Source organism: Stappia taiwanensis (assembly GCF_014635285.1).
Taxonomy (GTDB): domain Bacteria; phylum Pseudomonadota; class Alphaproteobacteria; order Rhizobiales; family Stappiaceae; genus Stappia; species Stappia taiwanensis.
The window spans coordinates 124,065-146,034 of sequence record NZ_BMCR01000010.1 but is presented as its reverse complement, the minus strand read 5'-3'; the positions used below and the strand labels follow the sequence as shown (position 1 = coordinate 146,034).

20 protein-coding genes are annotated in these 21,970 nt (G+C 65.4%); 13 read left to right on the top strand and 7 right to left on the bottom strand.

Annotated features, from left to right (window positions below):
• Positions 1-39: 39 nt before the first annotated feature.
• Entirely contained in the window at positions 40-729 is a 690-nt protein-coding gene (ctrA, locus tag IEV83_RS18750; protein WP_181760736.1) for a response regulator transcription factor CtrA, read from the bottom strand.
• 370 nt (positions 730-1,099) lie between these two features.
• On the opposite strand from ctrA, the gene fliI reads away from it, so the two are divergent.
• The 3 genes from fliI (at position 1,100) to IEV83_RS18735 (ending at position 3,465) form a co-directional block, all read left to right on the top strand.
• A complete protein-coding gene (gene fliI / locus IEV83_RS18745; protein ID WP_181760735.1) occupies positions 1,100-2,425 on the top strand; it encodes a flagellar protein export ATPase FliI in 1,326 nt (441 codons plus the stop codon).
• Positions 2,426-2,454: 29 nt separating this feature from the next.
• Positions 2,455-2,871 (top strand): flagellar export protein FliJ, encoded by a 417-nt coding sequence (gene fliJ / locus IEV83_RS18740; RefSeq protein ID WP_181760734.1) that lies wholly within the window; start codon positions 2,455-2,457, stop codon positions 2,869-2,871.
• A gap of 153 nt (positions 2,872-3,024) precedes the next feature.
• Positions 3,025-3,465 carry a paraquat-inducible protein A gene (locus IEV83_RS18735; protein ID WP_244628246.1) on the top strand — a complete coding sequence of 147 codons (441 nt, stop codon included), beginning with the start codon at positions 3,025-3,027 and terminating at the stop codon, positions 3,463-3,465.
• A 49-nt stretch (positions 3,466-3,514) separates the two neighbouring features.
• Here IEV83_RS18735 and IEV83_RS18730 read toward each other — a convergent pair whose 3' ends face one another.
• A complete protein-coding gene (locus IEV83_RS18730) occupies positions 3,515-4,585 on the bottom strand; it encodes a DUF2336 domain-containing protein (RefSeq protein ID WP_181760733.1) in 1,071 nt (356 codons plus the stop codon).
• A 285-nt stretch (positions 4,586-4,870) separates the two neighbouring features.
• On the opposite strand from IEV83_RS18730, the gene IEV83_RS18725 reads away from it, so the two are divergent.
• The 7 genes from IEV83_RS18725 to IEV83_RS18695 all read left to right on the top strand — a co-directional run bounded on the left by IEV83_RS18725 (position 4,871) and on the right by IEV83_RS18695 (position 14,214).
• Positions 4,871-7,246: a mechanosensitive ion channel domain-containing protein gene (locus IEV83_RS18725; RefSeq protein WP_181760732.1), complete on the top strand. Its 2,376-nt coding sequence runs from the start codon at positions 4,871-4,873 to the stop codon at positions 7,244-7,246.
• 361 nt (positions 7,247-7,607) lie between these two features.
• Complete coding sequence (locus IEV83_RS18720; protein ID WP_209003357.1) at positions 7,608-9,212, top strand: ABC transporter substrate-binding protein; 1,605 nt, start codon at positions 7,608-7,610, stop codon at positions 9,210-9,212.
• A gap of 107 nt (positions 9,213-9,319) precedes the next feature.
• The gene (locus IEV83_RS18715) at positions 9,320-10,327 is read left to right on the top strand and encodes an ABC transporter permease subunit (protein WP_181760731.1); all 1,008 of its coding nucleotides are present in this window, start codon (positions 9,320-9,322) and stop codon (positions 10,325-10,327) included.
• A gap of 15 nt (positions 10,328-10,342) precedes the next feature.
• The gene (locus tag IEV83_RS18710; protein ID WP_181760730.1) at positions 10,343-11,257 is read left to right on the top strand and encodes an ABC transporter permease subunit; all 915 of its coding nucleotides are present in this window, start codon (positions 10,343-10,345) and stop codon (positions 11,255-11,257) included.
• 5 nt (positions 11,258-11,262) lie between these two features.
• Positions 11,263-12,120, top strand: a complete 858-nt coding sequence (locus IEV83_RS18705; RefSeq protein WP_181760729.1) for an ABC transporter ATP-binding protein — start codon at positions 11,263-11,265, stop codon at positions 12,118-12,120.
• Entirely contained in the window at positions 12,117-12,947 is an 831-nt protein-coding gene (locus IEV83_RS18700) for a dipeptide ABC transporter ATP-binding protein (RefSeq protein WP_181760728.1), read from the top strand. The genes IEV83_RS18705 and IEV83_RS18700 overlap by 4 nt, the downstream gene beginning before the upstream one ends.
• Before the next feature lie 151 nt (positions 12,948-13,098).
• On the top strand, positions 13,099-14,214 hold the full coding sequence (locus tag IEV83_RS18695; RefSeq protein WP_181760727.1) for an ATP-dependent DNA helicase: 1,116 nt from the start codon (positions 13,099-13,101) through the stop codon (positions 14,212-14,214).
• 75 nt (positions 14,215-14,289) lie between these two features.
• Here IEV83_RS18695 and IEV83_RS18690 read toward each other — a convergent pair whose 3' ends face one another.
• On the bottom strand, positions 14,290-14,853 hold the full coding sequence (locus IEV83_RS18690; protein ID WP_181760726.1) for a fasciclin domain-containing protein: 564 nt from the start codon (positions 14,851-14,853) through the stop codon (positions 14,290-14,292).
• 221 nt (positions 14,854-15,074) lie between these two features.
• On the opposite strand from IEV83_RS18690, the gene IEV83_RS18685 reads away from it, so the two are divergent.
• Positions 15,075-17,516: a Tex family protein gene (locus tag IEV83_RS18685; protein ID WP_181760754.1), complete on the top strand. Its 2,442-nt coding sequence runs from the start codon at positions 15,075-15,077 to the stop codon at positions 17,514-17,516.
• 63 nt (positions 17,517-17,579) lie between these two features.
• Here IEV83_RS18685 and IEV83_RS18680 read toward each other — a convergent pair whose 3' ends face one another.
• Together IEV83_RS18680 and bfr are read right to left on the bottom strand one after the other, a co-directional pair.
• On the bottom strand, positions 17,580-18,440 hold the full coding sequence (locus tag IEV83_RS18680) for a 2-keto-4-pentenoate hydratase (protein ID WP_181760725.1): 861 nt from the start codon (positions 18,438-18,440) through the stop codon (positions 17,580-17,582).
• A gap of 55 nt (positions 18,441-18,495) precedes the next feature.
• Entirely contained in the window at positions 18,496-18,981 is a 486-nt protein-coding gene (gene bfr, locus IEV83_RS18675) for a bacterioferritin (RefSeq protein ID WP_181760724.1), read from the bottom strand.
• Between the two features lie 208 nt (positions 18,982-19,189).
• On the opposite strand from bfr, the gene IEV83_RS18670 reads away from it, so the two are divergent.
• Both IEV83_RS18670 and IEV83_RS18665 read left to right on the top strand, forming a co-directional pair.
• Positions 19,190-19,588 (top strand): DUF2177 family protein, encoded by a 399-nt coding sequence (locus IEV83_RS18670; RefSeq protein ID WP_181760723.1) that lies wholly within the window; start codon positions 19,190-19,192, stop codon positions 19,586-19,588.
• A gap of 86 nt (positions 19,589-19,674) precedes the next feature.
• On the top strand, positions 19,675-20,433 hold the full coding sequence (locus IEV83_RS18665; RefSeq protein WP_181760722.1) for an SDR family oxidoreductase: 759 nt from the start codon (positions 19,675-19,677) through the stop codon (positions 20,431-20,433).
• A 26-nt stretch (positions 20,434-20,459) separates the two neighbouring features.
• On the opposite strand, the gene urtE is transcribed toward IEV83_RS18665, so the two are convergent.
• Together urtE and urtD are read right to left on the bottom strand one after the other, a co-directional pair.
• Entirely contained in the window at positions 20,460-21,161 is a 702-nt protein-coding gene (gene urtE / locus IEV83_RS18660; protein WP_181760721.1) for an urea ABC transporter ATP-binding subunit UrtE, read from the bottom strand.
• A 25-nt stretch (positions 21,162-21,186) separates the two neighbouring features.
• Positions 21,187-21,960 carry an urea ABC transporter ATP-binding protein UrtD gene (urtD, locus tag IEV83_RS18655; RefSeq protein ID WP_181760753.1) on the bottom strand — a complete coding sequence of 258 codons (774 nt, stop codon included), beginning with the start codon at positions 21,958-21,960 and terminating at the stop codon, positions 21,187-21,189.
• Positions 21,961-21,970 lie beyond the last annotated feature (10 nt).

Below are 21,970 nucleotides of genomic sequence, written 5' to 3'. Positions count from 1 at the left end.
GGGTCCGAGGAAATCGGGGGGCTGGACTGCGCGGGCGGCTCAGGCCGCCTTTTCTTCCGGCTCGCGCAGCACGTAGCCGCGTCCCCAAACGGTCTCGATGTAGTTGCGCCCGGCGGTGGCCGCGGCGAGCTTCTTGCGCAGCTTGCAGATGAAGACGTCGATGATCTTCAGTTCCGGCTCGTCCATGCCGCCATAGAGATGGTTCAGGAACATCTCCTTGGTCAGGGTCGTGCCCTTGCGCAGAGAAAGCAGCTCCAGCATCTGGTATTCCTTGCCGGTGAGATGCACGCGCTGGCCCGCGACCTCGACCGTCTTGGTGTCCAGATTGACCACCAGATCCCCGGTGGTGATGACCGACTGGGCATGACCCTTCGAGCGTCGCACGATCGCATGGATGCGCGCCACCAGCTCGTCCTTGTGGAACGGCTTGGTCATGTAGTCGTCGGCACCGAAGCCGAGACCGCGAACCTTGTCCTCGATGCCGGCAAGGCCGGAGAGGATCAGGATCGGCGTCTTGATCTTCGACACACGCAAGGTGCGCAGGACCTCATAGCCCGACATGTCCGGCAAGTTGAGGTCCAGCATGATAATGTCATAGTCATAGAGTTTGCCGAGGTCGATGCCTTCCTCGCCAAGATCCGTCGTGTAGACGTTAAAGTTTTCGGACTTGAGCATCAGTTCGATGCTCTGCGCCGTGGCGCTGTCATCCTCGATCAACAGGACACGCATGCCAATCCCCTATGTCTGCCTATCCTGGGCAAGCCGCTCCGGCCGAAATGCTCCCGGTGCGAAGGACTGCGGTTAACCCCGACTCACTGTGTGAGACAATGGTTAACAAATTCTGATTCACACCTGCAAGCACCGATGAAGCGAGTTTGGGATTTCCGCCCAATTGGCTGAAAAAACTTCGGAAATTAAGTCCGAAGAATCTTCAGATTTCACATTAACAAGTCGGTGTAACCGACTCACGTGACTCACTTCGATGCCGGATATGGGCCCAAGCTCGGCTCATCATCCACAAAACCCTCGGGATTAAGATTAACCAAACATGTAAACGATAGGTTACCGTGGCCGACCGAGCTCGCAATCTGGTGTGCGAATGGAACCGCTGTTTGCCGAAATAGAATCACTGATGTCCGCCGAGGTTTTCGGCCGGGTCGTGTCCGTGCAGGGGCTGCTGCTGGAGGTGGCCGGACCGATCCACGAAATGAGCGTGGGCGCGCTGCTGGCCGTCGATTGCGGCGAGGGCGAGCCGCCCGTTCATGCCGAGGTGGTCGGGTTCCGCGAGGGCCGTGCCCTGTGCATGCCCTTCGCCGGGCTGGAGGGGGTGCGCATGGGCTGCCGTGCCGTGCTGACCGCGCGCGACAGCCTGGCCTATCCGTGCGACGCCTGGCTCGGCCGGGTGGTCAATGCCATGGGCGAGCCGATCGACGGTCGCGGCCCGCTGCCGAGCGGCGGCGTGCCGCGGCGGCTGCGCTCGACCCCGCCGCCGGCCAGCGACCGGGGCCGGGTCGGCCCGGCGCTCGACCTGGGCGTGAGGGCGCTCAACACCTTCGTCACCTGCTGTCAGGGGCAGCGGATGGGCATCTTCGCCGGCTCGGGCGTGGGCAAGTCGGTGCTGATGTCGATGATCGCCCGCAACATGGCGGCGGATGTGGCGGTGATCGGCCTGATCGGCGAGCGCGGCCGCGAGGTGCAGGAATTCGTCGAGGACGATCTGGGGCCGGAGGGGCTGGCGCGCAGCGTGGTCGTCGTCGCCACTTCCGACGAGAGTGTGCTGATGCGGCGTCAGGCCGCCTATATGACCATGACCGTCGCCGAGCATTTTCGCGATGCCGGGCGCAATGTCATGTGCATGATGGATTCGGTGACGCGCTTTGCCATGGCGCAGCGGGAGATCGGCCTGTCGGTCGGCGAGCCGCCCACCTCCAAGGGGTACACGCCGACCGTCTTTACCGAGTTGCCCAAGCTGCTGGAGCGGGCGGGGCCCGGCAAGGCCGGCAGCGGCTTCATCACCGGCCTGTTCACCGTGCTGGTGGAGGGGGACAATCACAACGAGCCGGTCGCCGATGCGGTGCGCGGCATTCTCGATGGCCATATCGTCATGGAGCGGGCGATCGCCGAGCGCGGCCGCTACCCGGCGATCAATGTGCTGAAATCGGTGTCGCGCACCATGCCGCGCTGCGTGCCGGACGACGCCCTGCCGGTGCTGCGCAAGGCCAAACAATTGATGGCGACCCATGCGGACATGGAGGAACTGATCCGGCTCGGCGCCTACCGTCGGGGCTCCGACCCGCTGGTCGATGAGGCGATCGGCCGGAACGAGGGGCTTGAAACCTTCCTGTCCCAGGGCAAGGGCGAGGCGACATCGCTTGAGGAAGGCTATCAGCGTCTTGCCAACCTTTTGGAAATGACTCTTGGGTAGGATTGCTGCCTAGACGGGAGTGCTGAGTGATGAAGTCGCGTGAAAGTTTAATTCGTTTGAAGCAGTTTCAGGTCGATGAGCGGCGCCGGCAGGTGAGCCAGATCGAATCGATGGTGGACGAGTTCAAGCGCATGGCGCGGGAGCTGGACGACCAGATCGCTTCGGAACAGAAGCGGGTGGGAATCACCGACGAGACCCATTTCGCCTATCCGACCTTCGCCAAGGCGGCGGCGCAGCGCCGGGACAACCTGTTGAATTCCGCCGAGGAATTGAACGAGCAGCTTGAGAATGCCCGCGAGGAGCTGCGCGCGGCGCTCGAGGAGCTGAAAAAATTCGAGCTGCTGGAAGAGCGGGACCAGATCCGGGAGCGCGGCGAGCGCGAGGCCCGCGAGCAGGACGAGCTTGACGAAATCGCCGGACGGCGCCGGGCCCAGTCCGGGCGCTGAGGCGGTTGCGCGGCCCCTTCGCACGGTCGTTCCGCCCGTTGGCGGCAGGGCGAAGGGCGCGCGGGCGCGGGCTGGTGCCTCTCGCCCGCAGGTCCGTCCTGCCGGGGTATCTTCTCTTCGCCCAAGCCTCTCACCTTTATCCCGGAGACGCCCGTGCGCCGTCTGCTGATCTCCCTGCTTTTGCCCCTCGCCACGGTTTGCTTCGTTCTCGGCCTGACCATGCCGCTCCTGCAGATGGAGCGGCTGTATTTTTTTCAGGACCAGCCGACGCTCATTCAGGTTGTCGCCGGACTGTGGATCGACGGGGAGCGCGCCCTGGCCGGTCTGGTGGCGGCGTTTTCGATCGGCTTTCCCGCCCTCAAGATCCTGGCGCTGCATGTGGGCGTGGTTGCCGGACGGGCGGCGGTGCCGCACGGGCTGATGGCGGCGCTGGGCAAGTGGTCGATGATGGATGTGATGCTGGTGGCGCTGGTCGTGTTTGCCGCCAAGTCCAGCGGACTGGCGACCGCCATGGCCCTTCCCGGCCTGTGGTTCTATGGCACGGCGGCGCTGTCAACCGCGCTGGCGGCCTGGCTGGCCCGCCCCCTGACTTGATCGGCGCGCCCTCGCGCTCTTTGCTCTCACGCTCCTGGCCGGATCGCCGTCAGTTGGGCGAGCGGGATGCTGGCGAAGAGGTGGCGGGGGATGGTCCGCTGTTCCGGGACGCAGGGGCGAGCTGGCGGAACATGTCCAGCCATCTGGTGGCCTGGCTTTCGGGGATGCGCAGATGCTGGCAGCGCAGTTGCGCCAGCGCGAGGAAGACCTGATCCGACAGTCCGGCGGCATGGGCCTGGGAGATCAGTTCATCGATCCCGGCCTGGAACACCGTTCCCTGCATGGCATGCAGCGCCCGTTTCATCCGGCGGGCGAACAGGTCGAGCGCGTCGTTGTGGCGCCGTTCGGCAAGCAGGACGAGCATCAGCTTGTCGAGGCTGAAGTTCTCGTCGCGAACCAGCTGCCACAGGCGCTCCACATCGCAGGTCTCGATGGAGATGTCGAAGCGTGACCGCAACTCCTTGCGAATCTGCTCCGGGGTGGTCAGCTGGCCCGGGTTGGAGCCGGAACGAATGGCTTCCAGACGGATGCGGGTGGGGGTGTTCACATGCGGGATCAGCCAGTCGCAGATCAGCGGTGTCAGATCCTGCCGGGCACTCAGGTTGCGGCGAAGCTGGGTGTCGGAAATCGACCGCTTGGCAAGTGTGCGCATGGCCCAGTCGGACATGCTGCTGCGGGTGTTGCCGGCCATGGTCCGCCAGACCCGGATCGTGCCCTTGTCCACCAGAAGGTCGGAGACGCGCCTGGGCATGTCCACCCGGCGGGCGATGGCGATCAGATGGGTCTGGGGCATCCGCCGGGTCAGCTTGAGAAGATCGCTTTCCGTCAGGCTGGGGCTTTGTTCCAGCATGGGCGCGGCGACGGTGATTTCGTCGCTGGCCAGGCGATAGGCGACCCGATTCGGGGTCTCGCCCCAAGGGGCCATGCGCCGGGACAGGCGCGCGCGCTGGGCCAGGCTGCTGCCGTCCAGCAGTTTGAGGATGATCTCGCAAAACAGGACCAGTTCGGCCTCTGTGTGCTTGCCGACGCCGTCAAGGAACACATCCGCGACGCGCTGAAGCAAATGGCCTCGCGCCTCGCGGGACGGGTTCCGTGCAAGCGTCAACAGGTCGTTGAGCATTTCAAACCTTTCCTCTCCACCTAAAATTATAGGATGCACGTTACGAATCTGTTGAGGCTTTTTGTGCCCCTTGCGCAACTTCGCAGGGGATACGCGTGTAACGCTGGGGGATGCGATGGGTGGGGAGGCTGGAAGCCATGCGGCCGGTTGACGGCGTTTCCCGATCAGCTAGGTAGGAAGGGTCGATACTCCTTTGGAGTGGCGGCATCGCTTGCGCCGCGCCCGCAAGGAGGGCGTCCACTGGACTATGGGTCTGGACCCTTGAGAACTTCTGGAGACGAACGGATGATGCGCTGGCCCGGGCTTGTTGCCTTTCTCATTGCAGTTGCACTGATGGCATTTCCCATGGGGTCGGTGGCCACTGCGCAGACGACGACCGCTGCCCCCTCCGCCGCGCCGGACGCGGCCGCAGTGTCGGATGAGGCGGCGCGGTCCGGCGCCGACGCGCTGATCCGGCTTCTGGAAGACCCGGATGCGCGCGATGCGATGATCCGGTACTTGAAGGACGGGCGCGCCGCGCGGGCGGAGGCGCCGACCCCGGCGCCCGCCGAAGAGGCGCCGGACGCGGCCACCGCGGCAGAGACGCCGGCCGGTGAGGCGGCGGGCGCCGATGAGGCCGTGGCCGAGAAGCAGCCGGACCATCTTGCGGTGCGCATCGCTCAGGCCAGCCAGGGGCTGGTCAAGGAAGCCGGGATTTATCTTGACCGGATTACCCGCTCGCTGTCCTCGCTGCCGAGGGCCTTGACCTATGCCAGCGGCGCGAACTGGGGTCAGATCGATGACCTTTTGATCCAGCTTGCCCTGCTGGTCGCCGCCACGGTCGGTCTCCTTTACCTCTTGCGCCGGCTCTCCGACCGTTTCTTCGCGCGGATGGCGGAAGGGGCGGAGGCGGGCACGATCATGCGCCGCGCCATGCTGCTGCTGTTGCGGGCGGGGCTGGAACTGGTGATCGTCGGCCTGTGTGTCAGCGTGGGCTATGCGGTGGCGATTTCCTATGGTCAGGTGCAAGGGCAGGTCGAGCTGGTCGAATCCCTGTTCCTCAATGCCTTCTTCTTCGTGCAGATCGCCAAGGTGAGCATTCGCTTCGCGCTCAGTCCGAAGTTTTCCGCCTTGCGGCTGGTGCCGCTCGACGACGCGCAGGCGCTGTACTGGCGCCGCTGGCTGTTCGTGATCGTCAACGTGCTGGGCTATGGCACGATGGTGGCGACACCGCTGGTGTCCCGCTACATCTCCTTTGTTCTCGCCGATTCCTTGCGCATGATCCTGGTGCTGCTCAGCGTTGGCCTCGCCATTTTCGCGATCCTGCGCAACCGGCTGGCGACGCGGCAGCGGATCAGCGCCTATGCCGAGGCGCAGACCAACATGTTCACCTCCGGCGTGATCGAGGTGGCGGCCCGTACCTGGCATCTGGTGGCGATCTTCTACGTGCTGCTGCTGCTCTCGGTCTGGCTGGCCCGCCCCATCGATGCCACCGCCTTCATGATGCGGGCGACGGCGCTTTCGGTCCTTTCGGTGATGATCGGCACGCTGGTGTCACTGGCGCTGACCCGCGCCATTGCCGGCGGCATTCGTCTGCCCGGCGGCGCGCATACCACCCTGCCGCTGCTGGAGCGGCGGCTCAACACCTTCATTCCGCGCATTCTCTCGCTGTTGCGGCTCGGCGTCTTTGTCGGCGTTGTCGTGGCGATTCTGCATGCCTGGGGCGCGGTCGACGCGCAGGGCTGGTTCCGCAGCGCTGACGGGCGCAATTTCCTGGGCGGGACCGCCTCGGCCGGCATCGTGCTTCTGGTCGGCTTCCTGATCTGGCTGGCGGTGATGTCCTGGGTGGACCTGAAGCTCAATCCGCGCGGCCGCCTGCCCACCTCACGGGAAAAGACCCTGTTCGGCCTGTTCCGCAATGCGTTTTCCATTGTTCTGGTGGTGATGGTCGCATTGCTGACCCTGTCGGAACTGGGGGTCAACATCGGCCCGCTGATCGCCGGTGCCGGTGTCTTCGGTCTGGCGATTTCCTTCGGCTCGCAGAAGCTGGTGCAGGACATCATCAACGGCGCCTTCATCCAGTTCGAGAACGCCATGAACGAGGGAGACGTGGTGACCCTTGGCGGAGTGACCGGAACGGTGGAGAACCTGACCATCCGTTCGGTGCGGCTGCGTGACCTCGACGGCACGGCGCATGTGATTCCGTTCTCGACCGTCGACCGGATCGCCAACTTCATGCGCGGCTACGCCTATCATGTGGCGGCGATCGGCGTTGCCTATGACAGCGACATCGGCCAGGTGAAGCGCGCGATGGAAACGGCGTTCGAGCGGCTGAAGAAGGAAGAGATCGGCGTGCAGATCCTGGAACCGCTGGAGATGCACGGCGTTACCACCTTCGGCGACAGCGCGATCACCGTGCGTGCCCGGATCAAGACCGTGCCCGGGTCGCAATGGGCGGTCGGGCGCGCCTACAACGAGAAGATCAAGGCTGTGTTCGACGAAGAGGGAATCGAAATTCCGTTCCCGCAGGTCACCTATCATGCGGCAACGCCGCCCGTGGCGCTGCCGGCAGAGGCCGCGCCCCAGACTGGCGGTGGCGACAGGTCGCCGCAGCCGCGCAAGCGCCCCTCGGTGCCCAAGGCCAGGCCCGGTGACATGCCCGAGGGCGAGGACGAGCTCTAGCGCAATCCCCGCCGATGCCGCGCGCGTCCTGCCCGTCACGTACGGGCAGGACGTCGCGTGCCCGGCGCCTTTCTCCGGTGTTCGTTGTGACGGCGCCGGACGTCGGTCACGGGGTTGGAGAGGGGAAGAATGTTCCATGCGTTGACGGGTTCAAGGCGGCCGATCGCGTCGTCCGCCCGGAGCTGGCGGCAAAAATCTTTCCTTAAATTCCGAAATTGAGAAGATCGCCACGGTTGTACGGGGGCTGTCGCGGCTCTAGAGTGCCGGCAGGGTCTGCCGGACCGGTGGCATCCCTCCGTTGCGGAAGGGGGCAAACAAGAAAATTCCGGCGGGCCGAAGACATTTATGGGAGACGTTTTCAATGATCATCCGCCGTACCATGAAAGCTGCGCTTCTGGGCGCCAGCCTGTCCGCGCTGCTGGTGTCCGCCGCTTCGGCGAAGACGCTGGTCTATTGCTCGGAAGGCTCGCCCGAAGGCTTCGACAGCGCCCTTTACACCGCCGGAACCACCTTCGACGCCTCGTCCAAGCCGGTGTTCAACCGCCTGGTCGAGTTCGTGCGCGGCTCCACGGAGGTCCGTCCGGGCCTCGCGGAGAGCTGGACCGTGTCCGACGACGGGCTGGAGTATACCTTCAACCTGCGCAAGGGCGTGAAGTTCCACTCCTCCGCGTCGTTCACCCCGACCCGCGATTTCAACGCCGATGACGTGATCTTCTCCTTCGCGCGTCAGCTCGACAAGAACCACCCGTGGCACAGCTACACCGCCGGTGCGTCCTGGGAGTATTTCAACGGCATGTCGATGCCCGATCTCGTGAAGGAGATCGTCAAGGTCGACGATTACACCGTGAAATTCGTGCTGACCCGTCCGGAAGCGCCGATGATCGCCAACCTGGCGATGGACTTCGCGTCGATCCAGTCGAAGGAATATGCCGACAAGCTCGCCGCTGACGGCAAGATGGAGCTGATGAACCAGGAGCCGATCGGCACCGGTCCGTTCCAGTTCGTCGGCTACCAGAAGGATGCGGTGATCCGCTACCAGGCCTTCGCCGATCACTGGGCCGGCAAGCAGCCGATCGACAACCTGATCTTCGCCATCACCACCGACGCTTCGGTGCGGCTGCAGAAGCTGAAGGCCGGCGAGTGCCACGTGGCGCCGTTCCCGGCACCGGCCGACATCGCCGACATCAAGGCGGATGCCAACCTGACCCTGATGGAGCAGGAAGGCCTCAACGTCGGCTACATGGCCTACAACACCAAGATGGCACCGTTCGACAATCCGAAGGTCCGCAAGGCGCTGAACAAGGCGATCAACAAGCAGGCCATTCTGGATGCGGTGTTCCAGGGCGCCGGCCAAGCGGCCAAGAACCCGATCCCGCCGACCATGTGGTCCTACAACGATGCGGTCGAGGATGACGCTTTCGATCTGGAAGCGGCCAAGGCGATGCTCGAGGAAGCCGGCGTCAAGGATCTGAAGATGAAGATCTGGGCGATGCCGGTGCAGCGCCCGTACAACCCGAACGCACGGCGCATGGCCGAGGTGATCCAGGCCGACTTCGCCAAGATCGGCGTCGACGTGGAAATCGTCTCCTACGAATGGGGCGAATACCTGAAGCGCTCGAAGGAAACCGATCGCGATGGCGCGGTACTGCTCGGCTGGACCGGTGACAATGGCGATCCGGACAACTTCCTCGCCGTGCTGCTTGGCTGCGACGGTGTCGGCGGCTCGAACCGCGCCCAGTGGTGCCACCAGCCGTTCGAGGACCTGATCCAGAAGGCCAAGGTGACCTCCGACAAGGCCGAGCGCACCAAGCTCTACGAAGAGGCCCAGGTGGTCTTCAAGGAGCAGGCGCCGTGGGCGACCATCGCCCATTCGGTGGTGTTCATGCCGATGTCGAGCAAGGTTTCGGGCTATGTGATGGACCCGCTTGGCGGCCATTGGTTTGACGGCGTGGATATCGCCGAGTAAACCACAGTCCAGACGAGGGATCGCAGCGTTTCTGACGTTGCGGAATCCCGGCACAAACCGACGCACCGGCCGGCCCTCCGGCCGGTGCGCTCCTTGTGGATACATTCATGTTCCGATTCCTGTTCAGCCGGATTGGCCTTCTGATCCCGACATTTCTCGGTGTGACGATCATCTCATTCGGTTTCATCCGCCTTTTGCCTGGCGACCCGGTCCTTCTTCTGGCCGGCGAACGCGGCATCTCCGACGAGCGTTATGCCGAGCTGATGGATCAGTTCGGCTTTTCGCGTCCGATCTGGGAGCAGTATTTCGACTATCTGGTCGGCCTGCTCAACGGCGACCTGGGGACGTCGATCGTCACCAAAAAGCCGGTCCTTACCGAATTCATGACCTTGTTCCCCGCGACCGTCGAGTTGGCGCTGTGTGCGATCGTCATCGCCGTTGCGCTGGGCATTCCGGCCGGGATCATCGCCGCGGTGCGGCGCGGGTCGTTCACCGACCAGACGATCATGGGAACCGCGCTGGTCGGCTATTCCATGCCGATCTTCTGGTGGGGGCTTTTGCTGATCATCCTGTTCTCCGGTATCCTGCAGTGGACGCCGGTGTCGGGGCGGATCTCGCTTTTGTATTTCTTCCCGCAGACCACCGGGTTCATGCTGATCGACAGTCTGCTGTCCGGCCAGCCCGGGGCGTTCAAGTCGGCGGTGAGCCACCTGATCCTGCCCTCCATCGTGCTGGCGACGATCCCGCTGGCGGTGATCGCGCGGCAGACGCGCTCGGCGATGCTGGAAGTGCTGGGCGAGGATTACGTGCGCACGGCGCGGGCCAAGGGGCTGTCCTCCAGCCGGGTGATCGGTCTGCATGCACTGCGCAACGCGCTGATCCCGGTGATCACCACCATCGGCCTTCAGGTCGGGGTGCTGCTGGCGGGCGCGATCCTGACGGAAACGATCTTCTCCTGGCCGGGCATCGGCAAGTGGATGGTCGACAGCATCGCGCGGCGCGACTATCCGGTCGTGCAGGGCGGGCTTTTGATGATTGCCGCCATCGTCATGATCGTCAATCTGATCGTCGATGTGCTCTACGGCCTCGTCAATCCCCGCATTCGCCACACCTGATCGCGGAGCTTCCCCATGTCTTCTCTTGATGCCTCCGCCGCGGCAAAAACCGAAAGCCGCAATGCCAACCGGGCGATGCTGGCCGAGTTCTGGTTCTATTTCTCGCAGAACCGGGGCGCGGTGATCGGCCTGTTCGTGTTCCTCACGCTGGTGCTGATCGCCCTGTTCGCGCCGCTGGTGGCGCCGCATGACCCCAATTTCCAGTACCGCGACAACTTCCTGACGCCGCCGTTCTGGCAGGAGGGGGGCAACATCAGCTTCCTGCTCGGCACCGATGCGGTCGGGCGCGATATCCTGTCGCGGCTGATCTTCGGCGCGCGCTTTTCCCTGTTCATCGGCGTGGTGGTGGTGACCATCGCCCTGTCCGGCGGCGTGGTCCTTGGGCTGATCGCCGGGTATTTCCGGGGCTGGGTCGATACCACCATCATGCGGGTGATGGACGTGATCCTCGCCTTTCCCTCGCTGCTGCTGGCCTTGGTGCTGGTGGCCGTGCTCGGTCCGGGGCTGGTCAATGCGATGATCGCCATCGCCGTGGTGCTGCAGCCGCATTTCGTGCGGTTGACCCGCGCGGCGGTGCTCAGCGAGCGCAACCGCGACTATGTGGTGGCGGCGCGGCTGGCCGGTGCCGGCAATCTGCGGCTGATGTTCAAGACCATCCTGCCGAACTGTCTGGCGCCGCTGATCGTGCAGGCGACCCTGTCGTTTTCCAATGCCATCCTCGATGCGGCCGCCCTCGGCTTCCTGGGCATGGGCGCGCAGCCGCCGACGCCGGAATGGGGCACCATGCTGGCCGAGGCGCGCGAATTCATCCTGCGGGCATGGTGGGTGGTGACCTTCCCGGGTCTGGCGATCCTGATCACCGTGCTGGCCATCAACCTTGTCGGCGACGGTCTGCGTGACGCGCTCGATCCGAAGCTGAAGCGGAGCTGAGCCAGATGAGTCTTCTGCAAATCCGCAATCTGCGTGTCGAATTCGACACTGCCGCCGGCCCGTTCCGGGCGCTCGACGGGGTCGACTATACGGTCGAGGCCGGGGAAGTGCTTGCGATCGTCGGCGAATCCGGGTCGGGCAAGTCGGTCGCCATGCTGGCGATGATGGGCCTGTTGCCGGACAGCGCGACGGTGACCGCCGATGAAATGTCCTTCGAGGGTGTCGACCTGCGCAGCCTGAGCACGGCGCAGCGACGCAAGGTCATCGGCAAGGACATCTCGATGATCTTCCAGGAGCCGATCGCCAGTCTCAATCCGTGTTTCACGGTCGGGTTCCAGCTTCTGGAAACCCTGAAGGCGCATACCGATCTCAACCGCCGGCAGCGCCGGGACCGGGTGATCGAGCTCCTGACCGCCGTGGGCATTCCCGAGCCGGAGCGGCGGGTGAACGCCTTCCCGCATCAGATGTCGGGCGGCCAGTGCCAGCGGGTGATGATCGCCATCGCCACGGCCTGCCATCCCAAGCTTTTGATCGCCGACGAGCCGACCACCGCGCTGGACGTGACCATCCAGAAGCAGATCCTCGATCTGTTGACCGGGCTGCAGCGCGACCATGGCATGGGCCTGATCATGATCACCCATGACATGGGTGTCGTCGCCGAAACAGCGGATCGGGTGGTGGTCCAGTATCAGGGCAAGCAGATGGAAACGGCGGATGTGCTGACGCTGTTCGAGGCGCCGGAGCATCCCTATACCCGGGCGCTGCTGTCGGCCCTGCCGGAGAACGCGACCGGCGACCGGTTGCCGACCGTCAGCGACTACACCGAAGCGTTCGCAAGCGAACAGACGGAGGCGCGGACATGAGCGATGCGATCCTCAAGGTGCGCGACCTGAAGCGCGATTACGTCACCAAGGGCGGGCTGTTCACCCCGCCGCGGGTGTTGCATGCGGTCAAGGGCGTCAGCTTCGACGTGGAGCGCGGCAGCACCCTGGCGGTGGTTGGCGAATCGGGCTGCGGCAAGTCGACCCTGGCGCGGATGCTGACGATGATCGACGCGCCGACCTCCGGCTCGATCGAGATCGACGGTGCGCCGATCGACATCAGCGCTGGCAAGGTGACGCGGGAGATGCGCCAGGCGGTGCAGATCGTCTTCCAGAACCCCTATGGGTCGCTCAACCCGCGCCAGAAGATCGGCGCGGTGCTGGAAGAACCGCTCCTGCTGAACACCTCGACCCCGGCGGCCGAGCGGCGCGATCTGGCCATGGCGATGCTGGAGAAGGTCGGCTTGAAGCCGGAGCATTACGGCCGCTATCCGCACATGTTCTCCGGCGGTCAGCGTCAGCGCGTGGCAATCGCCCGGGCGATCATGCTGAAGCCGAAGCTCCTGGTGCTCGACGAGCCGGTGTCCGCGCTCGATCTTTCGGTGCAGGCGCAGATCCTCAATCTGCTCGCCGATCTGCAGGACGAGTTCAACCTCACCTATGTGTTCATCAGCCACGACCTGTCGGTGGTGCGCTACATCGCCGACCAGGTGATGGTAATGTATTTCGGCGAGGCGGTGGAATACGGCACCCGGGATGCGGTGTTCGACAATCCGCAGCACGACTACACCAAGACCCTGTTCGCGGCGACGCCGCGGGCCGATGTGGCCAGCATCAAGGCGCGGCTGGCGGCCAAGTCGGCGGCCTGAAGCTGGCTGTTTGACAGCTCCCCGGCGCGTGGCGCCGGGGAGGGCTCTTTCCGGATCACGACAGGCCTTGCTTTTCCCGGTTCGCCGGATCGGGGCGTGCCATCGCGCCGCGAACCGGTTAGGAAGGGGCGAACGAAACGGGAATCGCTCGATGGATTGGTCGCCGCAACAAACCGACGCCCTCACCGAAACCGCGCGCTGGCTGAAAAACCGCGACAAGCAGGTGTTCCGCCTGTTCGGTTATGCCGGCACGGGCAAGACCACGCTCGCCCGGCATCTGGCCGAGGGCATCGACGGGGCTGTGGCCTTCGGCGCCTTCACCGGCAAGGCCGCGCATGTGCTGCGGCAGAAGGGCTGCGCCGACGCCTCCACCATCCATGCGATGATCTACCGCCCGCGCGGGCGCAAGGAGGAGACGGAGGACGAGGAGGAGGGCGCGCTCAGCTTCTCGATCAACCGGGACAGCATCGCCGCCAAGGCCAAGCTGATCGTCATCGACGAATGCTCGATGGTCGATGAGGACCTGGGCCGCGATCTCCTGTCCTTCGGCACGCCCGTTCTGGTGCTCGGCGATCCGGCGCAGCTGCCGCCGGTCAAGGGCGGCGGTTTCTTCACCGAGGCCGAGCCGGACATCATGCTGACCGAGGTGCACCGGCAGGCGCGCGACAATCCGATCGTGCATATGTCGATGCTGATCCGCGAGGGCGGCGAACTGGCCGCCGGCACTTATGGCGACAGCCGTATCATCTCGCGCCGTGAGATCGATGCCGAGGCGATTCTTGCCGCCGATCAGGTGCTGGTCGGCACCAACCGCACCCGCCGGCTCTACAATGGCCGGATCCGCGAGCTGAAGGGCTTCACGACGCCGATGCCCGGGGTCGGCGACAAGCTGGTGTGCCTGCGCAACGACAAGACCAAGGGGCTCTTGAACGGCGGTCTGTGGACGGTCGACCGGCTGCGCGCCTCCAAGGGCAACACCATCCGGTTCGACATTCGTCCCGAGGACGATGCGGGTGGCCGGGCCAAGGTCAGCGTCAAGGTGCTGCCGGGCCTGTTCGAGGATGGCGCCGAGCAGATCCCTTATGCCCTGCGCCGGCGCTCCGACGAATTCGACTACGGCTATGCGCTGACGGTGCATAAGGCGCAAGGTTCGCAATGGGACGATGTGGTGCTGTTCGATGAAAGCTGGGCGTTCCGCGAGCATCAGGCACGCTGGCTCTATACGGCGGTGACGCGGGCGGCGGAACGGATCACCGTGGTGCGCTGATCGCGGCAGGCCGCGCGCGGAAAAAACCGGCGCGCGGGCGCGCGCCGGGGCAGTTTTTCAGTTGAGCCGGGCGGGTCAGCTTGCCGGCAACAGAACCGTGTCGATCACATGAATGACGCCATTCGACTGGTCAAGATCGGCGACGGTCACCGTCGCGGTGTTGCCCTGGCCGTCTTCCAGCATGATCTTGCCGCCCTCGCTCTTGGCGGTGAAGACGCAGCCGCCCACGGTCTCGACCGGGTGGGAGCCGCCGCCATCGGCGATCAGCTTGGCGATGGCGGTGGACATCGCCTCGGCGGCCACCACGTGGCAGGTCAGGATCTTGGTGAGCTGCGCCTTGTTCTCAGGCTTCAACAGGGTGTCGACCGTGCCGTCCGGCAGCTTGCCGAAGGCGTCATTGGTGGGCGCGAACACGGTGAACGGGCCAGACCCCGACAGGGTTTCGACCAGCCCGGCGGCCTTGACCGCGGCGACCAGTGTGGTGTGATCGCTGGAGGCGGCGGCGCGTTCCACAATCGTTTTGGAGGCAGACATCTGCGCATCCGCTGCGGCGAGGGTCGCGGCGCCCACCGGCAGCACGGCGGCGAGCAGGGTGCCGGCAAGGGTGTTGCGGGCAAGCGTCTTGAGGGAAACAGTCATCTTGAATTCCTCTGTTCTCAGCTGTTTTCTGTCGTAGCCCCGTGGAAAGCTACGCAGCGTCCCAGCGACCGGTTCAGTCCGGCGCACGAAAAAAAATCTGAACAGCGGACGGGAGAGGCGCGGCGCCGGTCTTTTGCTTTGCCGGCGTCCCGAGTAGGGTCTGGCGCCCGTCACAAGACGGATGATTGACGAAAGTGAAGAGCCTGATCATGTCCGAGCCGATGGAACCTGCAGCAGTCGCCACCGGGAAGAACCAGCCGCCGGCCCCCGAGGTCGCGGCGCAGATCGCCCGCCGTATCGCCGGAGAGCTCGGCTGCCGGCCGGAGCAGGTGGCGGCGACGGTGGCGCTCTTGGATGAAGGGGCGACCGTGCCCTTCGTCGCCCGCTACCGCAAGGAAGCGACCGGCGGGCTCGATGACACCCAGCTGCGCACGCTGGAAGAGCGGCTCGTCTACCTGCGGGAAATGGAAACGCGGCGGTCGGCGATCCTGAAATCCATCGAGGAGCAGGGCAAGCTGGAGCCGGATCTGGCGAAACGGATCCGTGCCGCCGACAGCAAGGCGCAGCTTGAGGATCTTTATCTGCCCTTCAAGAAGAAGCGGCGGACCAAGGCGCAGATCGCCCGCGAGGCGGGGCTGGAGCCGCTGGCCGATGGGCTGCTGGGCGACCCGTCACAGAACCCGGAAGAGGTTGCCGCCGCCTATGTGGATGCGGACAAGGGCGTTGCCGATGTGAAGGCGGCGCTCGACGGGGCGCGGCAGATCCTGATGGAGCGGTTTTCCGAGGATGCGGCGCTGGTCGGGCGGCTGCGCAACCACTTGATGCGCGGCGGACAGTTGCGCTCTCGCGTCGTCGCCGGTCAAGAAGAGGCCGGCGCCAAATTCTCCGACTATTTCGAGCATCAGGAGAAATGGGCGGACATCCCCAGCCACCGGGCGCTGGCCTTGATGCGCGGGCGCAACGAGGGGATCCTGGCGCTCGACCTGGTGGTCGATGCGGAAGACACCGCGCCGGTCAAGCCGGTGGAGCGGATGGTGATGGCAGCGGCCGGGATCGAGGACCGGGGGCGTCCGGCGGACAAGTGGCTGATGGACTGCGCCCGCTGGGCCTGGAAGGTGAAGCTGGCGCTGCATCTGGAACTGGAGCTGATGAACAGCTTGCGCGAGCGCTCCGAGGATGAGGCGATCCATGTGTTCGCCCGCAATCTCAAGGATTTGCTCTTGGCCGCACCGGCCGGGCGCAAGTCGGTGCTCGGTCTCGATCCGGGCATTCGCACGGGCGTCAAGGTGGCGGTGGTCGATGGCACCGGCAAGCTGATCGAGACGGCGACGATCTACCCGTTCCAGCCGCGCAACGATGTCAGCGGCTCGCGGGCCACCCTGCAGGCGCTGATCGCCCGGCACGACATCGCCTTGGTGGCCATCGGCAACGGCACCGCCAGCCGCGAGACCGATCGTCTGGTCGCCGATTGCCTCACCGATATTCCGGGCGACCGGCGACCGGTCAAGGTGATCGTCAACGAGGCGGGTGCGTCGATCTATTCGGCCAGCGCGCTGGCGGCGAAGGAACTGCCGGATGTGGATGTGTCCCTGCGCGGGGCGGCCTCGATCGCCCGGCGGCTGCAGGATCCGCTGGCGGAACTGGTGAAGATCGAGCCGAAGTCCATCGGTGTCGGCCAGTATCAGCATGACGTCAATCAGACCAAGCTGGCGCGTTCGCTCGACGCGGTGGTCGAGGATGCGGTGAACGCGGTTGGCGTCGATCTCAACACCGCCTCCGTGCCGCTGCTGACCCGGGTGTCGGGCCTGTCGGAGGGGCTCGCAAGCGCGATCGTCGCGCACCGGGAGGCGCAAGGGGCGTTCCGCACCCGCAAGGATCTCCTGGCCGTGCCCCGGCTCGGTCCGAAGGCGTTCGAGCAATGCGCCGGCTTCCTGCGCATTCCCGGCGGTGACAACCCGCTGGATGCCTCCTCGGTGCACCCGGAAGCCTATCCGCTGGCCAAGCGCATCGTCGCCGCCTGCGGCCGCTCGCTCGACGAGGTGATGGGCCATCCGGAGCGGCTTCGGGCGCTCGATGCGGAAGAATTCACCGACGAGCGTTTCGGTCTGCCGACCGTGCGCGACATTCTGGCGGAACTGGAAAAGCCGGGCCGCGACCCGCGCCCGGAATTCCGCACCGCCCGGCTTCAGGATGGGGTCGAGACCATGTCGGACCTGCGGCCCGGCATGGGGCTGGAAGGCACGGTCACCAACGTCACCAATTTCGGCGCCTTCGTCGATATCGGCGTGCATCAGGACGGGCTGGTGCATGTGTCGCAGATCGCCGACCGGTTCGTGCGCGACCCGTCCGAGGTGGTGAAGGCGGGCGATATCGTCCGGGTCCGGGTGATCGAGGTCGATCTGCCGCGCAAGCGCATCGCCCTGTCCATGCGCAAGGACGGCGGCGCGGACGCGGGCCAGTCCGCCGGCGGGGCACGCGGCAAATCCACCGGGCCGAAGGGCGGTGACCGGTCCGGGCCGAAAACAGGCCACGGAAAGTCCGGTGGTCCGAAGTCCGGTGGTCCGAAGTCTGGCGGACAGCGCCATGGCGGCGGCAGCGCGCCGGATCAGAACAACGCCATGGCGGCCGCGCTGGCGGCCGCGTTCAACAAGAAGAAGAAATAACGAGGCCCGTGGCCGGTGCTCCTCGCCGAGGGCCGGCCACGGATTTTGCGACTGTGCGCCGGCTTATTCGAAGCTGGCGTCGAGGCTCGGCGTGCCGGGAAGTCCCTCGTAGGTGAGGCGGACGCTCATGCCCGGCTTCATCGGCGTCAGCGGTCCGAAGGTGCCGACCGAGACGAGATCGCCGGGGGCGAGCGCCTTGCCTTGCGCCTTCAGGGTCTTGGCGACCCAGATCACCGCATTGAGCGGATGGCCGAGCACGGCCCTGCCAGGTGCCGCGGACAGGGTCTCGCCGGTTTGGGCATCGGTCATGCGGGCGGTGAAGTCGGCCAGCATGGCAACGCCGGCGTCTCCTTCCGGCAGGGCGATCAGGTCACCCATCACTCCTTTCCAAGCGCCGACATTGATGGCGGTGATGGCCGCGCCGTCCAGCTTGGTGTCCGGCCCGACGACCAGGGCGGGCAGTTCCAGGAAGGGCCGCACGCCACGGATCGAGGCGAGCACCTCGGCCGGTGTGGTGGCCGCGTTGACGGCGGCATCGCCGATCTCGACGATCAGATCCGCCTCGAACAGGGGGCGCACCGCCTCCGCCGGGCGCACCGTCGCGCCGGTTTCAAGGATCATGCCCTTCAGCAGGGTGCCGAACACCGGCTCGGTGACGCCGAAGGCCTTTTGCGCCGGCGGCGAGGTCAGGCCGGCCTTGTAGCCGATCACCGGACCGAGGCTTTCCGTCAGCCGGGCGACCAGCTTGTCCTGGGCGCATTGGCCATCGGCAAGCGGCGCGCCGGCGGCGATGGCCAGGGGCGCGGGTTCGGCGGCCTGCCGCGCGGCGAGGAACGCCTCGACGGCGGCGTCATCGGGACAGGCGGCGCTGGCCGCACCGGTCAGCACAAAGGCGATCGCCGCGGCGATCAAGGGCATTTTCATTGATGTCTCCCCCCAAAAAGAAAAAAGCCGCGCCGTCTCCGGCGCGGCGCAAGGCTTATTCGGCCTCGTCGGCGGAGCCGGCGTTCAACTGACTGTAGCGTTCCACGCCGATCTTCTCCAGCAGGTCGAGCTGGGTTTCGAGGAAGTCGATGTGGCCTTCCTCGTCGGCCAGAAGATCCTCGAACAGATGCATCGACACGTAGTCGCCTTCCGCGTGGCAGATGTCGCGGGACTTGGCGTAGGAGGCGCGGGCCTCGTGCTCGCCGGCCAGATCGGATTCCAGCACTTCCCTAACGTCCTGGCCGATGCGCAGCGGGGCGACGCTCTGCAGGTTGGGATGGCCTTCCAGGAACAGGATCCGCTCAACCAGCTTGTCGGCGTGCTGCATCTCCTCGATGGATTCGGCGCGCTCCTTCTTGGCCAGCTTGGTCAGGCCCCAGTCGTCCAGCATCCGGTAATGCAGCCAGTACTGGTTGACCGCGCCAAGCTCCAGAAACAGGGCCTCATTCAGACGCTCGATAACCTTCTCACTGCCCTTCATTCCATCAACTCCTCTATGCATCTTCCGGGGACACGCAGCGCGTCCAGCGCTGCGGATTCGCGGTATCTTAGTTTAGAACTATTCCAAATTCCAGAGCGGATCCTGCGTGACTGCCCCGATCTACGGCGGGCTGGCGCGATCGGTTTTCGGTGAACCGCGCACGGACCGATTGCGTTTATCCTGAGGATGACACAACGAGGAATGACCCATGTCACATGCGATTGCATTTCTGGCGGCCGCCATCGTTTTTCTCGCCCTCGACTATCTGTGGCTGGGGCATCTGGCCGGCGGATTCTATCGGGACAGGCTTGGCAACCTGATGGCGGATCAGGTGAATTTCACCGTCGCGGCGGCCTTCTACACCGTCTATGTGGTCGGCATTGTCATCTTCGCGGTGGCGCCGGCGCTGCGCTCCGGCCAGTGGTGGGACGCGAGCGTCTATGGTCTTCTGTTCGGTTTCTTCGCCTATGCCACCTATGATTTCACCAATCTGGCAACCTTGCGCGACTGGCCGCTCGACGTGACCCTTGTGGATGTCGCCTGGGGCGCCTGCCTGACCGGGGTTTCCGCCACCTGTGGTTTCTTCGCTGCCCGGGCGCTGGGGTAAGGGCAGGCTTGGACCGCTTGCCTTTGACTGGCGCCATCGCGCATGGTGCGGCGAAACGAGATTTGCCAGTTCAGCGGAGGGGATAGATGGCGGGAGCGGGAGATGTGGTGCTGGTGACCGGGGCGTCCTCGGGCATTGGGCGGGCCTGCGCGGTGGCGTTTCTGGATGCCGGTTACCGCACGGTGCTGACCGGGCGGCGGGCCGAGCGGCTGGCGGAAACCGCTGCCCTGTCGCCGGCTGGTCGCGAGAACGCCCTGTGCATTGCCTGTGATGTCACCGATCCGGTTGCGGTCGATGATCTGTTCGGCGGTATCGCCGACCGCTTCGGCCGGCTCGACGTGGTGTTCAACAATGCGGGCACCAACGTGAAGGGCGCCACCGTGGGCGACACGTCCTTCGAGGAATGGCGCCGGGTGCTGTCGGTCAATCTGGACGGGGCGTTCCTGATCGCCCGGGCCGCCTTCATCGCCATGCGCGATCAGGATCCGCAAGGCGGGCGCATCATCAACAACGGCTCGATCTCCGCCCATGTGCCGCGTCCCGGCTCTGCTCCCTATACCGCCTCCAAACACGCGATCACCGGGCTGACCCGTTCGCTGTCGCTGGATGGGCGGGGCTGCAACATCGCCTGTGGTCAGATCGACATCGGCAATGCGGCGTCGGACATGACCGAGGCGATGCAGCAAGGGGTGCCGCAGGCGGATGGCTCCTTGCGTGCCGAACCGGTGATGGATGTTGCCAACGTCGCCAATGCGGTGCTGCATATGGCGAGCCTGCCGCTCGACGCCAATGTGCAGTTCATGACGGTGATGGCGACCGCCATGCCCTATATCGGCCGGGGCTGACGGGAGGCGGCGGCGCTGCTGTTCGATCAGACAGTGAGATGGGCGCGCACCGTCTGTTCGTCCAGATCGGATTTCTCGCCGGAAAGGACGATGGTGCCCCGGTCCATCACCGCGAACCGGTCGGCGAGATCGCGGGCGAACTCGAAATACTGTTCCACCAGCAGGATCGCCATCTCGCCGGTGCCGCGCAGGTAGGAGATCGCCCGGCCGATGTCCTTGATCACCGAGGGCTGAATGCCTTCGGTCGGCTCATCGAGCAGCAGCAGCGCGGGCCGCATCACCATCGCCCGGCCGATCGCCAGTTGCTGCTGCTGGCCGCCGGACAGATCGCCGCCGCGCCGGTGCAGCATGTCGCCAAGAACCGGGAACAGCTCGAACACGGTATCGGGAATGAAGCGCTCGCCGCGCGGGAGCGGGGCGAAGCCGGTCTGGAGATTCTCGCGCACGGTGAGCTGGGGGAAGATGTCGCGCCCCTGCGGCACCAGCGCAATGCCCTGCCGCGCCCGCCGATGGGCGGGCAGGCGCGAAATGTCCTTGCCATGCCAGAGGATGCGGCCGGCGGAAATCGGCTGCTGACCGGCAATGGCGCGCAAGGTGGAGGTCTTGCCGACGCCGTTGCGGCCCATCAGGCAGGTGATCCGGCCGGGCTCGGCCTCAAGGCTGACCTCCTTCAGCGCCTGTGCGGCGCCATAGGAGAGGTCGATGGCCTCGACGGTCAAGCTGCCCATGGGCGCCGTGTCGGGGTTTTGTGCGCTAGCGTCCAAGATAGACATCGATCACCTTCCGGTTGGCGGAGACATGGTCGAGCGAGCCTTCGGCCAACACCGATCCCTCGTGCAGCACGGTCACCTTGACGTCGAGCGCCCGCACGAACGCCATGTCATGTTCGACCACCACCACCGAGTGGGTCCGGGCGATGTCGCGCAACAGCTCGGCGGTGGCCGCCGTTTCCGCATCGGTCATGCCGGCGGCCGGTTCGTCGATCAGGAGAAGCTGCGGGTCCTGGGCGAGCAGCATGCCGATCTCCAGCCATTGCTTCTGGCCATGGCTGAGCCCGCCGGCCGGCGCGGCCCGCAGGTGGGCCAGGCGGATCAGCGACAGCAGGTCGTCGATGCGCTGGCGCTCGTCATCGCTTGCCACATGGAACAGGGCGGCGAAGGGGCCGCGCCGCCCCTTCAGCGCCAATGCCAGATTGTCCTCCACCGTGTGGCTTTCGAACACGGTCGGTTTCTGGAACTTGCGGCCAATGCCGAAGCTGGCGATGTCCGCCTCGTCATGGCGGGTGAGATCGATCGTCTCGCCGAAGCGCAGGGTGCCGCTGTCGGGCCGGGTCTTGCCGGTGATCACGTCCATCATGGTGGTCTTGCCAGCGCCGTTCGGGCCTATGACCGCGCGCATTTCCGTGCGTCCGACCACCATTGAGAGGTTGTTCAGCGCCTGGAAGCCGTCAAAGGCGACACTGACCCCGTCGAGGTAGAGCAGGGTGTCATGCCGGTGAGGATCGGGCTGGCCGGGCTCGTCTGGCATGGCGGGGGGG